This is a genomic window from Rhizobium lusitanum (assembly GCF_014189535.1).
Lineage (GTDB): Bacteria > Pseudomonadota > Alphaproteobacteria > Rhizobiales > Rhizobiaceae > Rhizobium > Rhizobium lusitanum_C.
In genome coordinates this window covers 3,833,211-3,847,581 of the sequence record NZ_CP050308.1, presented here as the reverse complement: position 1 = coordinate 3,847,581, position 14,371 = coordinate 3,833,211, and the positions used below count along the sequence as shown (strand labels likewise).

12 protein-coding genes are annotated in these 14,371 nt (G+C 57.8%); 4 read left to right on the top strand and 8 right to left on the bottom strand.

The window, feature by feature from the left end:
• Positions 1 to 363: 363 nt before the first annotated feature.
• Entirely contained in the window at positions 364 to 1,617 is a 1,254-nt protein-coding gene (locus HB780_RS32375) for a GGDEF domain-containing protein (protein ID WP_183692553.1), read from the top strand.
• Between the two features lie 41 nt (positions 1,618 to 1,658).
• Entirely contained in the window at positions 1,659 to 2,903 is a 1,245-nt protein-coding gene (locus HB780_RS32370) for a cytochrome P450 (protein WP_183692551.1), read from the top strand.
• 115 nt (positions 2,904 to 3,018) lie between these two features.
• Here the strand turns inward: HB780_RS32370 and pstB are convergent, their stop codons facing one another.
• From pstB to HB780_RS32330, 8 genes are all read right to left on the bottom strand, one after another.
• Entirely contained in the window at positions 3,019 to 3,855 is an 837-nt protein-coding gene (pstB, locus tag HB780_RS32365) for a phosphate ABC transporter ATP-binding protein PstB (RefSeq protein WP_210334181.1), read from the bottom strand.
• A gap of 29 nt (positions 3,856 to 3,884) precedes the next feature.
• Positions 3,885 to 4,736: a phosphate ABC transporter permease PstA gene (pstA, locus tag HB780_RS32360; RefSeq protein ID WP_183692549.1), complete on the bottom strand. Its 852-nt coding sequence runs from the start codon at positions 4,734 to 4,736 to the stop codon at positions 3,885 to 3,887.
• Positions 4,737 to 4,747: 11 nt separating this feature from the next.
• Complete coding sequence (gene pstC, locus HB780_RS32355) at positions 4,748 to 5,719, bottom strand: phosphate ABC transporter permease subunit PstC (protein WP_183692547.1); 972 nt, start codon at positions 5,717 to 5,719, stop codon at positions 4,748 to 4,750.
• Positions 5,720 to 5,794: 75 nt separating this feature from the next.
• Positions 5,795 to 6,766: a phosphate ABC transporter substrate-binding protein PstS gene (gene pstS, locus HB780_RS32350; protein ID WP_286203205.1), complete on the bottom strand. Its 972-nt coding sequence runs from the start codon at positions 6,764 to 6,766 to the stop codon at positions 5,795 to 5,797.
• A 335-nt stretch (positions 6,767 to 7,101) separates the two neighbouring features.
• On the bottom strand, positions 7,102 to 7,446 hold the full coding sequence (locus HB780_RS32345; protein ID WP_183692543.1) for a cupin domain-containing protein: 345 nt from the start codon (positions 7,444 to 7,446) through the stop codon (positions 7,102 to 7,104).
• A 95-nt stretch (positions 7,447 to 7,541) separates the two neighbouring features.
• The gene (locus tag HB780_RS32340) at positions 7,542 to 8,609 is read right to left on the bottom strand and encodes a D-alanine--D-alanine ligase family protein (protein ID WP_183692541.1); all 1,068 of its coding nucleotides are present in this window, start codon (positions 8,607 to 8,609) and stop codon (positions 7,542 to 7,544) included.
• A 1,570-nt stretch (positions 8,610 to 10,179) separates the two neighbouring features.
• Positions 10,180 to 11,463 (bottom strand): O-acetylhomoserine aminocarboxypropyltransferase, encoded by a 1,284-nt coding sequence (locus tag HB780_RS32335; protein WP_183692539.1) that lies wholly within the window; start codon positions 11,461 to 11,463, stop codon positions 10,180 to 10,182.
• 171 nt (positions 11,464 to 11,634) lie between these two features.
• Positions 11,635 to 12,063: a CoA-binding protein gene (locus HB780_RS32330; RefSeq protein WP_007692721.1), complete on the bottom strand. Its 429-nt coding sequence runs from the start codon at positions 12,061 to 12,063 to the stop codon at positions 11,635 to 11,637.
• Positions 12,064 to 12,176: 113 nt separating this feature from the next.
• Between HB780_RS32330 and HB780_RS32325 the strand changes: the two genes are divergently transcribed.
• Positions 12,177 to 12,503: a hypothetical protein gene (locus tag HB780_RS32325; protein WP_183692537.1), complete on the top strand. Its 327-nt coding sequence runs from the start codon at positions 12,177 to 12,179 to the stop codon at positions 12,501 to 12,503.
• An 897-nt stretch (positions 12,504 to 13,400) separates the two neighbouring features.
• The gene (locus HB780_RS32320; protein WP_183692535.1) at positions 13,401 to 14,237 is read left to right on the top strand and encodes an EamA family transporter; all 837 of its coding nucleotides are present in this window, start codon (positions 13,401 to 13,403) and stop codon (positions 14,235 to 14,237) included.
• The last annotated feature ends 134 nt before the right edge of the window (positions 14,238 to 14,371 follow it).

The window sequence follows — 14,371 nt, the reverse complement described above, 5'->3', positions numbered from 1 at the left end:
CGGGAATCGAATAAATTCTTTATCCCTACATAGAGTGTCACCGCCCTGCACTTCAAGACGCCCGAAGGGATAACGTCAAAAAGGCCTGGTGCTCATTAGATGTTGAACAAGCGTTTCCAACCGCCGATGCCAATAGAACCAATGACGTGGTACGAGTACTCCACCGCATTTCCCAACCAAAAGGTGAAGGAAGGGTGAAATCCAATCGATGTTGGCACAGCGCGCGCCGCATGCGCAGCTAAAATTTACCAAACGGCTTAAGAAACTCACCATCTTATTCAGCGACGATGCGTCGATTGCATGCGTTGCCGTGTCCCCTTACACCGACGCGTTCCGCGCCGCGGAAAGGGAGAAACGCCGACCGTGCTCAATATCACCACGGGACTGATCATCTGGTGCTCTGAAGCGACCACACTCGCCGCCGTGCTTTTTCTTGCCTGGCGGCACGATCGCCGGTCGCCGGCCTATCTGATGTGGGCGCTGGGCTTCGCCTTCAGCGCCGTCGGTCTTGGCCTCGTGGCAGCGCGTGGCCTCATTCCGGATACTCTATCGATGGAGTTCGGCAATGGCATGGCTCTCCTCGGCGAAAGCGCCTGGATTGCTGGTTTCCATCGGATAGACAAACGCAGGCTCCAATGGTCGGCGCTACTGCCGCCGGCGATCTGGATCGTTGGCATCAAGCTGCCATGGATCCACGAGAGCTATGCCAACCGCGTCTTCCTGTATGATCTCGCGGGCGCTGTCGGCGCCAACCTGCTCGCTTCCGCGGTGCGCCCGGCGGAGGGCCGGCGTGAAACAACGCGCTCCCAGCTCGCCTTCGTGTTCATGGCGCTCGCCGGCGTCTGCCTTGCGTCTTCCGTGTCGATGATCGTTCTGAGGCCGAGCCTCGAAGAAGCGTTGACCTATCGCGGCTATTCCGCCCTCGGCTGTGCGCTGCTGATCACCACGGCCATTGCGCTCAGCGGCCGACTGCTGATGGAACGCGCGGAGCGGCGCTGGCGGGCGATTTCGATCACGGACATCCTGACGGGCGTCCTGAACCGGCGCGGCCTGCAGGACTACTTTCCACTTGTCGCCGAAAAAGCCACCAGAGGCTCAGCCAAGATTGCAGCGCTGCTGTTCGATCTCGATCACTTCAAGGCGATCAACGATCGTTATGGCCATCAGAGCGGCGATACCGTGCTTGCCGAATTTGCCCGTATCGGTCGGCAATTCGTGCCGGGCAGCGCCGCGTTCGGACGCATGGGCGGCGAGGAATTCATCGCCTTCATCCCCGTTGTCGATCAGGCCGAAGCCGAGGCGATCGCCGAAACGGTCCGGGCGGATTTCTGTCGTGTGCCGCTGCTTGCCGGCCAATCGCTGGTATCGGCGACGGTCAGTGTCGGCCTGGCGATCATGCCTTGCGATATCGCCAATTGGGACCGGCTCGTTTCCGCCGCCGATCGGGCGCTTTATGCAGCCAAACGCGCCGGCCGCAACTGCACCATCGTCTTCAACGAGGCGGAAGCAGCCTTGACGACCGACGCGCCGCCCGATCCGAACGGTGGCGAGCTTGTGCCGACACTCGACGATCAAATACACGCCTTGCGACGCCTCGGCACGCTGGCGCAGATGTAACGGTCTTTTCCCATTCGATTTATTCCGATAGTCCTCTCGTCATGACCAAATCATCCGTTTTCTCCATCGATCCCGTCGCGCGCCGCCTCTCCCTCAACGGCCGCGATGCCGCCTTCTACAGCAACCCGAATGCGGTCTACGCCGCCTTGCATGCCGAATGTCCCACTTTCTATTGGGAAGAGCAGAAGCAATGGTATTTCACCGGCTACGACCACGTGAACGGCCTGCTGCGCGACCGCCGATTCGGCCGGCAGATCCTGCATATCGCCAGCCGCGAAGAGCTCGGCATGCCCGCGCCGCTGTCGCATCTGAAAAACTTCGACCTGGCCGAGCAGCATTCGCTGCTCGAAATCGAGCCGCCGGAACACACGCGGCTTAGAACCCTCGTCAACCGCGCCTTCGTCTCCCGCCATGTCGAGAAGATGAAGCCGGAGCTGGCTGAACTCGCCAACCGGCTGATCGACAAGTTCGAGAAGAAGGGCGAAGTGGAACTGCTGTCGGCCTTTGCCGATATCATTCCCGTCACCATGATCGCCGGGATGATCGGCATCCCGGAGGAGATGGGGCCGCAACTGTTGAAATGGTCGCATGACTACGTGCGCATGTACATGTTCGGCCGCACGCGTGCCGACGAAGATGCAGCGGATCAGGCGGCCAAAGAATTCGCCGACTACGTGAAATCCGTCATCCACGAGCGCCGCGCCAATCCGCGCGAGGATCTCCTCACGCATATGATCACCACCGAGCAAAAGGGCCAGTATCTGACCGAAGACGAGCTAGTGTCGACGACGATCGTGCTGCTCAATGCCGGGCACGAGGCGACGGTGCATCAGATCGGCAACTCCGTCCGCGTCATCCTGGAAAGCGGCCATGCACCTGCTGCCATTTTCAAGGACGAGGCGACCACGGAGCGCACGGTGGAGGAGACACTGCGCATCTGCGCGCCGGTGCATATCTTCCAGCGCTGGTGCCTGGAGCCCGCGGAGATCGACGGGATCGCCTTCCAGCGCGGCGACAAGGTGGCGATGATTCTCGCCGCCGCCAATCTGGACCCTGCCAAATTCTCCGATCCCCTCACCTTCAAGCCTGACCGCAATGAAGCGCCGAACCTCTCCTTCGGCGCCGGCATCCATTTCTGCATCGGCGCGCCGCTGGCGCGACTGGAGCTGAACGTGGTGCTGCCGATCCTGTTCGAACGCCTGCCCGGCCTGAAGCTCACCAAGACGCCCGAGGTCAAGGATGTCTATCACTTCCACGGTCTCGACAAGCTCGAGCTGAGCTGGTGAGCTGAGGGACAGCAGACCGAGCCGCTCCATCATCCACCCAAAACGCAAAATGGCGCGCCAAGCGGGCGCGCCATCGTAAGATTCTCGGCTGCGGGCGCCGCCCGCTTTTGCCAAATCAGCCGTACCGGCCGGTGATGTAGTCTTCCGTGCGCTTAACCTTCGGCGCCTGGAAGATCTCTTCGGTCGGACCGTATTCGATCAGGTCGCCCAGATACATGAAGGCGGTGCTGTCGGAGATACGGCTTGCCTGCTGCATATTGTGCGTCACGATGACGATGGTGAACTCGCCCTTCAGCTGCGATACCAGCTCCTCGATCTTGGCGGTCGAGATCGGGTCGAGAGCCGAGGTCGGCTCGTCGAGAAGCAGGACTTCAGGACGCAAGGCGATGGCGCGGGCGATGCAGAGGCGCTGCTGCTGGCCACCGGAAAGGCCAAGTCCGCTCTGGTGCAGCTTTTCCTTCACCTCGCTCCAAAGCGCTGTTTCCGTCAGCGCCGCTTCGACGCGGACGTCCATTTCCGCCTTGGAAATCTTCTCATAAAGCCGGATGCCGAAAGCGACGTTTTCATAGATCGACATCGGGAACGGCGTGGGCTTCTGAAACACCATGCCGACCTTGGCGCGCAAATCGTTCAGATCGACGTCCTTGGCGAGAATATTGCGGCCGTCCAGCAGGATCTCGCCCCCAACCGTCTGACCCGGATAGAGATCATACATTCGGTTGAAGGTGCGCAGCAGCGTGGACTTACCGCAACCCGAAGGGCCGATGAAGGCGGTAACCGCATTTTTGCGGATGTTCATATTCACACCCTTCAGAACGCGATGGCCGTTCTGATAGGTGAAATCGAGATTCTTCACCTCAATTTTCGCGAGCATGCCGAGATCCGACTGAGAAACGGCGTCCTTTCCCGGCTGTGCGTTGACGCTCTGGAAACTGTTGTCGCTCATGTTCATGGTTTGATTCCTATCGTTCGGCGGCTGCGTCATTGGCGACGCCCACTCAAGACACGGGCAAGGATATTGAGGGCAAGGATGGCAACGGTGATGATCAGTGCGCCGGCCCAGGCCAGTTGTTTGAGATCCTCGCCTGCGTCAGCGGCGAGCGTATTGATGGCAACCGGCAGCGTGGCGATTGGACCGGTCAGGCTTGCATTCATGAATTTGCTGTAGCCGGCCGTGAAGAGAAGCGGCGCGGTTTCACCGCTGATACGGGCGACGGCCAACAGGATACCGGTGAGGATACCCGTCCAGGCAGAACGGTAGATCACCATCGTCATGGACTTCCAGCGCGGCGCGCCGAGTGCTGCGGTCGCCTCACGAAGCTCGTTTGGCACCAGCAACAGCATGTCCTGCGTCGTGCGGTTGACGACCGGAAGGGCGATCAGCGCCAGCGCGAGGATGCCAGCGAAGGCAGAGTTGCCGTGCATGGGCACGACCACGGCGCCGTAAACGAACACGCCGATGATGATCGAGGGTGCGGACAGCAAGATGTCGTTAAGGAACTTGGCGGCCTCGGTAAGTTTGGTGCCGTTGGCATATTCCACCAGATAGGTGGCGGCGAGAATGCCTATCGGCGCGGCGATCAGGATGGCGCACCCCGTGACCAGTGCTGTGCCGTACATTGCGTTGATCAGGCCACCGCGCGACCCTTGAGCCGGGATCGACATGGTGAACACGTCAAGATTGAGCGCCGATACACCGCGATAAAGCAGGGTTCCAAGGATCACGCTGAGAAAGAATATGCCGAGAATGGCCGCGATGAGGCACAAGACCATCATCACCCGGTTCTTCCCATAACGCCTCGACACGAGGTTCTGACGAATTGCATTGTCCATGGGTTTTTTCCTCAAAGCGCGTTGCCGCGGCCGATCATCCATCTCGCCAGCGCGAGCACGCAGAAGGAAAGGACGAACAGCAGCAGGCCGAGCGCAATCAGGCTCGACAATTGCAGACCGTCGGCATCGCCGAAATTGTTCGCGATCTGGGCGGAAATGGTGGTGGACGGCGAGATGATCGACGATTGCAGACGGCTCACCGAGCCTATGACGAACGTGACGGCCATGGTTTCGCCAAGCGCGCGGCCGAGGCCGAGCATGATGCCGCCGACGAGGCCGCGACGTGTATAGGGGATCAAGATGTGGCGAGCCACTTCCCATGTGGTCATGCCCGTGCCGTAAGCGGATTCACGCAGCATCGGCGGCACGGTGCTGAACACGTCGCGGGAGATCGCGGTGATAAAAGGCAGGATCATGATGGCCAGCACGAGGCTTGCCGTCAACAGGCCGACACCAGGCGCCGGCGCTTGGAACAGCAGGCCGATCAACGGCACCTGGCCGATCGTCATCATAAGGAAGGGCAGGATATAGGTCTGCATCAGCGGCACGAGAATGAACAGGCCGACGATGCCGTAGATAATGGAGGGAATACCAGCCAGAAGCTCGATGGCCGTACTGATCGGACGTCGCAGGCTACCGGGGCAAAGTTCCGTGAGGAAAATGGCGATGCCGATGCCCAGGGGAACGGCGATCAGCATGGCGATGAACGAACTCACCAGCGTACCGACCACGGCAGGCACAGCGCCATAGATATCAGCAGGAGCGCTCCACTTCGTGCCCCAGAGGAACGAAAACCCAAAGGCCTGGAAGGTTGGCAAGGCATCGATGATAAGAACCACGATGATTGCCAGCAGCAGAAGCACGACAAGAGTAGCCGAGCCAAGCGTCATTAAATAGAAAATTCGATCCTGTATCCGGAATTTTCTGGTGACGGCGCTGGTATCCAGTGCCTGGAAGCCAGCCGTCTGAGTCGCATCAGCCATCGATTTCCCCTTGTCCTGTCACGAAAGGCGGACAGGGCCATGCCCTGTCCGCCGTAACTTCTCAGCTAGCACAAATTACTTCGCGCCAAAGTCCTTCGTCCAGGACTTCTCGACAACCGCAGCAACACTCTCCGGGATCGCAAGGTAAGACAGGGCGGTCGCGTCCTTCTGGCCATGCTCATAGGACCACTTGAAGAACTTCAGCGCCTCTTCGTTGAGAGCAGGATCGGCCGGCTTCTTGTAGAGCAGAACCCAGGTCGAAGCTGCAATCGGCCAGCTCTGATCGCCCGGCTGGTTGGTGATGATCAGGTTGAAGTTCTTGGCATTGGCCCAATCGGCGTTGGAGGCAGCAGCCTTGAATGTGTCGAGGCTCGGCTCGATAACCTTGCCGGCAGCATTCTTCATCTTCGCGAAACCGATGTGGTTGGCGATGACGTAGGAATATTCAACGTAGGAGATCGAACCAGCCGTCTGGTTGACCGTGGTGGAAACGCCTTCCGAACCCTTGGCGCCGAAGCCGACCGGCCATTCAACCGCCGTGTTCGAACCAACCTTTTCCTTCCACTCCGGCGAAACCTTCGCCAGGTAGTCGGTGAAGTTGAAGGTCGTGCCCGAGCTGTCGGCGCGATAAACGACGGAGATCGGCGTGGAAGGCAGCTTTACGTCGGGGTTGAGGGTCTTGATGGCCGCATCGTCCCACTTGGCAATCTTGCCGAGGAAGATGTCAGCCAGCGTCTTGCCGTCGAGAACGAGTTCGCCCGGCTTTACGCCTTCAACGTTATAGGAAACGACGATGCCGCCGGAGATCATCGGGAACTGGGCAATGCCGTTCTTCTCGAGGTCAGCGTCGCTCATTGGCTTGTCCGAAGCGCCGAATACGATGGTCTTGTCGAGGAGCTGCTTGATGCCGGCGCCCGAACCGACCGACTGGTAGTTGACGACATTGTTCGTCGCGGCCTTGTAGCCTTCAGCCCACTTCGACAGAACCGGAGCGATGAAGCTCGAGCCGGCGCCCGTGATGTCGGCAGCCGAGGCCGAAACGGACATAGCCGCGATGAAGCCTGCGGTCAGGCAAAGCGAACGAAATTTCTGGTTCAGCATATTAGACTCACTTCCTCAAGTGATGAAAGGATGGCGAGCAGGAGTCTGGCGCGGGGTGTCCCATCGGTTGGTAACCCCCACCTCTATCTCCTGGCGACAGTGATGCGTCTAAAGGCGCAGTGTTTCAGTTTGATGACAGTTTGGTGAAAGCCCGGTGACACAACCTCTGGCAATGGAAACGGCCATCGCGCGGACGGCACGACAAAGACCGGCGCGCATCGAAGCGGCAGCGGTCTTCATGTTTTGATTCAACTGGCTTTGCGACGGAATCCAAGGCGCCGTCAGAGGCGGATCACATAGTCCTTGCGAGTCGTTTCAATGACTTCCCAGGTCCCCTTGAAGCCAGGCCTTAGGATCATCCGGTCGCCGGCGCGCAGGTGAAAAGTCTCGCCATTCTCGGCAGTTACCACCGAATGACCGGAGAGGATGTGGAAATATTCCCACTCGTCATAGACGATCTTCCATTTGCCCGGCGTCGCCTCCCAGATGCCCGCATAGAGCCCGCCATCGGCTTCCTCGGCATTCCAGTTGCGGAATTCCGGTGTTCCGGAAATGAGGCGATCCTCGGCCGGGGCACCCGTTTCCGGCTCGATGCCGTCGGTGTCCAATCGTAAATATGTTGTCATAAACCCCTCATGACGATCTGGAAACACTCGATCGCAGTGCACCGCATTTTGGTCGGCTTCGCGACATTCAAGAACACCAGGACCTGAATATCCGGTTATCGCCCGCCTCTTGCAAGCCCGTGTTCAATCAGCCGGTCGACGAGCGCCGGATAGGAGATCCCGGTCGCCTCCATGGCCTTCGGATACATGCTGATATTGGTGAATCCCGGCATCGTGTTGACCTCGTTGACCACCATGCTCATGTCCGGCCTCACGAAGAAATCGACGCGCGCGAGACTTTCGCAGCCCAATGCACGAAACGCATCCAGCGAGAGCTCGCGCAGACGCTGGGTGAGATCGGCGGGCAATTGCGCCGGAACGCTGACTACTGCACCATCCTCATCGAGATATTTCGCTTCATAGCTATAGAAGCTGTGAGCCTGGCCGGTGACGATCTCGCCCGGCAGGGAAACGAACAGCGTCCCGTCGGTCTGCTCGAGGACAGCGCATTCAATTTCGCGTGCCTTAACAAACTCCTCGATCAGAACCTTGTCGTCATGCTTGAACGCCTCGATGAGTGCTGCGCGAAATTCCTCGGCGTTGGCCGCCTTGCTGACACCAACGGAAGAGCCCTGTCGCACCGGCTTGACGAAGACCGGCGCCCCCAAGGCGCTCGCCGCCTCTTCGAACGACAGAGTATCGCCAGATCTCACCGTGATCGAACGAGCGACCGGCAGGCCGGCGTCGCGCAGCAGACGCTTAGCGATGTCCTTGTCGATGGCGGTTGCCGACCCCAGGATGCCGCAGCCGACCAGAGGAACCCCGACCATTCGAGCGAGACCCTGGATGGAACCGTCCTCGCCATAGAGACCGTGCAGGACCGGAAACAGGATATCTATTGCCGGTAACTCGCCAGATCCAGCGGGATCGCCGACAACGAGAAGCCGGCCCTTGCCGCCCGGCAACAGGCAGACTTCCTGACCGGCATAAGGGACCGGGTCAGGCAGAGCCCCCTCCTCCAGATCGATCAACAACCACCGTCCGTCGCGGCTTATGACGATCGGCGCGATCTCATATTTTTCGATATCGATTGCTTTTATGACGTTGCGGGCGGACAGGAGGGAAACATCGTGTTCAGAGGACTGTCCGCCAAAGAGGACCGCTACGCGCAATCTTGAGATCATGGTTTTCTGGAGCTCACCGTTTCAATTCGTCGCTAAAGTTGTAGCGGACCAATTGTAACGAAATTGAGATTTCCACGAGCCGTAAACCGAGAAAGTAGTGCAGCCGTCAATGTGGTTCATCACATACATCCATAATCTGCACCTCGGAAATCATTGCATTTCTTGTTGATCAGAATCGGATACCTATTTCACATTCGTCGCATACGTATCGCTACCATAGACCTCCAGCGGCCCAGGAAGTTCTGATGGCTTCGAAAAAAGATCACCTCGGACTGAGTCTTGCAGATGACATAGTAGTATCCCTGCTACACGCGTATTTCGGAAAAGCGGCTTCAGACCGAATGATCGACGACGTCTTGTACGATGTCGTTCCCTCAGGCGCTTCAGAGCGCAACTACACTGTCAGGCTATTTCTAAAGCCTTCCGCTCTGACGCTTCCCGCGCTCATGCTGAAGGCGAAGGGCCCAGATTATCTTTCCGCACACTCAGTCAATAACATTGCTGAGATGCTGCGAAAATTCGTCTATCGCAGCTATCCGATAATCTGGCGTGAAACGAAAAAGGAAGACTTTGATGGACCACTGTTCGATCTGGTTTCGGCAGGTTGCAGATCGACACTCGTGAAGGCGTTGGAAAAATCCTCGATTTTCCGCCCCCGCATAGACTGTAACGCGTTTCCAATCACCCCCATTGTCGTAAAGGCGGATTTCGATTGCAGTGACTTTTCGTTGATTGATGTCAATTCCATCACCACCGGAAACGCTGACTGGATTCGCGAGAAATATCTCCGGGGTGAAGAAGTCGGCGGATGGTTGGTTGTGAAAGCCGAGTCTGTTGAAGTGGCCAAGAAGAACCGACGCTTGATTCTCGGCGCTCTGGCTCTATCCCTCGATCAACAGCATCGCCACGGCTTTACCCTCCGAAAGGTTGCCACAGGTTTTTTGCGGTTTCCAGGTCCCCGGACAATCAGCGTGTCCTCAAGCGGGGGCCACACACCGCCTATCGGCAGTCCTCTCACGATAATAGAGTCCGATCATCAGTGGCTGAACATGCTACCTGCTATCCTCTCCAGATCCTCATCGCTCACCAAACGTCATGGGAAAGCGCTCGAGTATTACTACAGGGCATGGTTCATGGATGAGTCTGACCGCTGCTTTCTCCTGTTCATGGCCCTCAACGCAATCTTCGGGCAAGGCAAAGGCGGTTTTGCCGTAGGCATGAAGACAGGGGTCAAGGAAACGCTGTCAGAAGACCTCCCGGAGAAACGCCTCGATGCCCTCCTTGGAATTCGCAACACAATGCTGCACGGCGGTGCTCCTGACCTATTCGCTTCGTCCAACTACTTAGAGTACGCCCAGAACTACTCGACCGATCCCTCCACCGACATCCAGCTTCTTGTCGCAAAATGTCTCCGAAAGCATATTTTTGGCGATCAGTTTCGCCCTCAAGATAACCCTGACGCTGAGATTATGCAGTTCGCTCAAGCGGAAGGTTTGCTCCCCCTCCGAGAAGGACGGCTGCTCAATCATGCAGGAGTGGCCGTAGGGCGAGACCTACCCGATTTCTTGCATCAAACCTTCGCCAGGGCTTGCTCCAGATCGGCAATGATGTCCTTCACATCCTCGATGCCGATCGATAGGCGCACGACATCGGAACCGGCGCCGGCGTCGGTCCTCTGCTCATCGGTGAGCTGCTTATGCGTCGTCGAAGCGGGGTGGATAACCAGCGAGCGCGTGTCGCCGATATTGGCGAGATGAGAGAACAGCTCGAGACCCTCTACCAAGCCCTTGCCCGCCTCATAACCGCCCTTCAGGCCGAAGGTGAAGACGGAGCCTGCCCCCTTCGGGGAATAGCGCTGTTGCAGCGCGTGGTTCGGGTGATCCTCGAGGCCGGCATAGTGCACCCAAGCCACCTTGTCCTGCCCCTTCAGCCACCGCGCGACCGCGATCGCATTGTCGGAATGTCGCTGCATGCGCAGTGGCAGCGTCTCAATGCCGGTCAGAATCAGGAAGGCGTTGAAGGGTGAAATGGCGGGGCCGAGATCGCGAAGGCCAAGGACGCGGCAGGCGATTGCGAAGGCGAAATTGCCGAAGGCCGCATGCAGCACGATACCGTTATATTCCGGCCGCGGCGTCGACAGCGTCGGATAGTTGCCCGAGGCCGACCAATCGAAGGTTCCGCCGTCGATGATGATGCCGCCCATGGAATTGCCATGGCCGCCGATGAATTTGGTCAGGGAATGCACGACGATGTCGGCGCCATGCTCCAGCGGCCGAATGAGATAGGGGCTGGCCAAAGTGTTGTCGACGATCAGCGGCAGGCCATGCTTGCGGGCGACGGCGGCGATCGCCGCGATATCGACAAAGGTGCCGCCGGGATTGGCGAGGCTTTCGATAAAGATGGCGCGGGTGCGTCCGTCGATCTGCGCCTCGAACGTGGCGGGATCATCGGAATCGGCCCAGCGCACATGCCAGTCGAAATTCTGGAAAGAGTTGCCAAACTGATTGATCGAGCCGCCATAAAGGCGCTTCGCCGCGACGAAATTATCGCCCGGCTTCAGGATGGTGTGGAAGATGAGCAACTGAGCGGCATGGCCGGAGGCAACCGCCAGGGCGGCCGTGCCGCCTTCGAGAGCCGCCACCCTCTCCTCCAGCACCGCCTGGGTCGGGTTCATGATACGGGTATAGATATTGCCAAACTGCTGCAGTCCGAAGAGTGCTGCGGCGTGATCCGCATCCTGAAAGACGAAGGAGGTCGTCTGGTAGATCGGCGTCGTGCGGGCACCCGTCGTCGGGTCCGGCTGCGCGCCCGCATGGATCGCCAGTGTGTCGAAACCCGGATTGTTCGTTGCCATACTTTTTCCTCCCGTCAACATTATTATCGTGATGACAGGATCATAGCGCCTTGGATCTGAAAGGTAACCGCGAAGATTTCCAAGCTCTTCCTCTTACAGGAAAAACTTGCTCTCTTTCAGCGATACTGCGCGACAAACGGCCGGCGCTCGCGGATGAGCGCTATGCCCGCGTCAGGCGACCAGTCGCGGATATTCGATGGCCGGGCAGCGGTCCATGATGACCTTGACGCCGGCCGCTTCCGCCCTCGCCGCAGCTGCGTCGTCACGCACGCCGAGCTGGCCCCAGATAACGGGCGGGCGCGGCTCGATCATGATCGTCTCCTCGACCACCGTTCGCAGATATTCCGGCGCGCGAAAGACATCGACCATGTCCACCGGCTCCGGGATATCGGACAGATGGCCAAAGACCCACTGGCCGAGGATCTCCTTGCCCGCCTGTCCGGGATTGACGGGAATGACGCGATAGCCCCGCGCCATCAGATAGGCCATGACGCCGTTGCTCGGGCGCTCGGGATTAGGCGATGCGCCGACGAGCGCAATGGTCCGTACGGATAGAAGAATATCGGCGATATAGGAATCGTCATAACGGTCGTGGTTCATCACGAAGCCTCCCAATTCGATCACACTTGTGTTTTGTCACAAATCCAGAAGCCAAAGCTTCGGTTTTGGATGTATATATAAGAATTATAACAGTTTCAGGGAGGGTTGCCTCGATGAAAAAAATCATCCTGCTGGGCCTGCTGATCGCCTCGGCCGCCACCCCGGCATTGGCGATATCGCGCTACAATGCAATGTCTTTCACTTGCGCCGAGGCCAGGGCAATCATCAGCCGCGAACGGGCCGTCATCATGCGCTATCCGTCCACGAGACAGCGCAACATGACGCTTTACGATCGCTACGTATCCGACAGCAACGCCTGCGATGTCGGCCACTATGCCGCTCAGGATTATCTGCCGACCAAGGACCGGGCCAATTGCCCCGTCTATACCTGCAAGCCGACAAGCGACCTCGACGACGACGATATTCTCTTTCGGCGCTGATAAGGTTTTCGTCGTCACCGGATTGGTCAAGGTCCGAGAAGCATCTGAGCGCTCCGGACCTTCTCTATTTCTGATTCTGCGCGCCGATTCTGAATCAGATCGGCCGCCATCGACGCGCCCTCAACTATCGCTATTGCAACGCAAAATAGTTTCTGGTGCATAGGATTTCGCGGATATCGCCAAAGCGCTTTCAATCACACCCTCCTCGACCGGCGGGTTGTGTTCTCATGAAATGCGATTTTTGTTCACTTTCTATTCAGAGGCTAATTAGCGAAGCCTTATAATAAGTTATCGAATAAGAACAGAATGTGAACGGAGATATATGCCAAAACATAGATTTATGTGAGAAAAGGATGCGGTTAAAAAACCCTTCATTCCACAATAAATATTACTTATTATTGTTTCATGCCGGAATGATAGTCGATTTCACCAGAAAAAGCCAGAGTCGCACGGATAGGTTATTGCTCCTGCAGTTTTCCGATATCCTGATCCATTTGTCGTCTTTTATGCCGACGCATACTCGCCGCGCCCGTTCAACCGACGATCGAACCGGCCGATTCTTCAAATTGGTTAACCCTATTTCTCTGAGAGAGATTCAAAGCGCTTTGGGAATTTATCGACAAGAGCCGTCATAATGCGTTCACTCCACATCCAATTTTTGTTCTTGCTTCATACCCACATGCATTAGAAACGTCTTATAGTTGCATATCGGAAATAGAACAAATGGGAAACAAGATGAGCGATGCTTTTCCTGAGAAGCAGGGACACGGTGGTACGCCATGCTGTTCCACAAACGCTTGGTCTGTTGCTTTTTGACGCATTGAGGATCAAATGGCGGCGAGATAACCACAAATTATCAAAATTTTTCCGGCCATCGCCTATTTTCCCGAGGTTTCCGTGTCTCTTGACGTCATCGCCCTTGTCCTTTTCGGGGCTCTGCTGCACGCGACCTGGAACGCGATCATCAAGGCCGGTACGGACAAGTCGCTGGATGCGGCTTTGGTTTCGGCAGGCGGCGCGGTCACCGCCCTGCCCTTTCTGGCATTTCTGCCGCTGCCAGCCTCGGCCGCGTGGCCCTTCATCGGCGCGTCGGCGATCCTGCAGTTCGCCTATTTCCAGTTGGTGGCCGCAGCCTATCGCGCCGGTGATATCGGCCTCGTCTACCCCCTGATGCGTGGTGTTGCACCGATGATCATCGCGGCGACCAGCGGCTTCATCCTCAAGGAGAGCCTGTCGGGCGGGGCTGTGCTTGGCATCATGACCATCTGCGCGGGCATCATGACGCTGGCCTTCGAAGCGCGGAAGGGCGGCCGGACAGCCATTAAGCTCGCGCTTTCCAATTCCGTGGTGATCGCTACCTATACCTATGTCGACGGCATCGGCGCGCGGCTATCGGGCAACTCCATATCCTATACGCTGTGGATGTCGCTGCTGCCACCGGTGCTGCTGTTCACCTGGGCGATCTCGCAGCGCGGCGTGAACGCCGTGGCCGCCCATGTCCACTACAACTGGTGGCGCGGCCTGATCGGCGGCGCCGGCTCCATCGCATCCTACGGCCTGGCGCTATGGGCCATGACAAAGGCGCCCGTCGCCACCGTCGCGGCATTGCGCGAAACCTCGATCCTGTTCGCGCTGGTGATTTCCGTGGTCATTCTAAAGGAACGCTCAAGCATCTGGCGCTATATTGCCGGCGCGATCATTGCCGCGGGCGTATTGATCCTAAAGCTGGTTTGAGGTCAGAAACTATGTGGTATATAGATACCACGCAATCAACATACTGATTCTACTCGTTAATTTTTATAGCCGTCAAAATCCGTCATATTGACCTTCCCGCACATTCCCTCTATAAGCCGCCCCAGATTACAGCC

Coding starts and splice junctions, on each gene's coding strand:
- HB780_RS32370 (WP_183692551.1), top strand. CDS start 1,659: ATGACCAAATCATCCGTTTTCTCCATCGATCCCGTCGCGCGCCGCCTC.
- pstB (WP_210334181.1), bottom strand. CDS start 3,855: ATGAACATGAGCGACAACAGTTTCCAGAGCGTCAACGCACAGCCGGGA.
- pstA (WP_183692549.1), bottom strand. CDS start 4,736: ATGGACAATGCAATTCGTCAGAACCTCGTGTCGAGGCGTTATGGGAAG.
- pstC (WP_183692547.1), bottom strand. CDS start 5,719: ATGGCTGATGCGACTCAGACGGCTGGCTTCCAGGCACTGGATACCAGC.
- pstS (WP_286203205.1), bottom strand. CDS start 6,766: ATGTCCGTTTCGGCCTCGGCTGCCGACATCACGGGCGCCGGCTCGAGC.
- HB780_RS32345 (WP_183692543.1), bottom strand. CDS start 7,446: ATGACAACATATTTACGATTGGACACCGACGGCATCGAGCCGGAAACG.
- HB780_RS32340 (WP_183692541.1), bottom strand. CDS start 8,609: ATGATCTCAAGATTGCGCGTAGCGGTCCTCTTTGGCGGACAGTCCTCT.
- HB780_RS32335 (WP_183692539.1), bottom strand. CDS start 11,463: ATGGCAACGAACAATCCGGGTTTCGACACACTGGCGATCCATGCGGGC.
- HB780_RS32330 (WP_007692721.1), bottom strand. CDS start 12,063: ATGAACCACGACCGTTATGACGATTCCTATATCGCCGATATTCTTCTA.
- HB780_RS32325 (WP_183692537.1), top strand. CDS start 12,177: ATGAAAAAAATCATCCTGCTGGGCCTGCTGATCGCCTCGGCCGCCACC.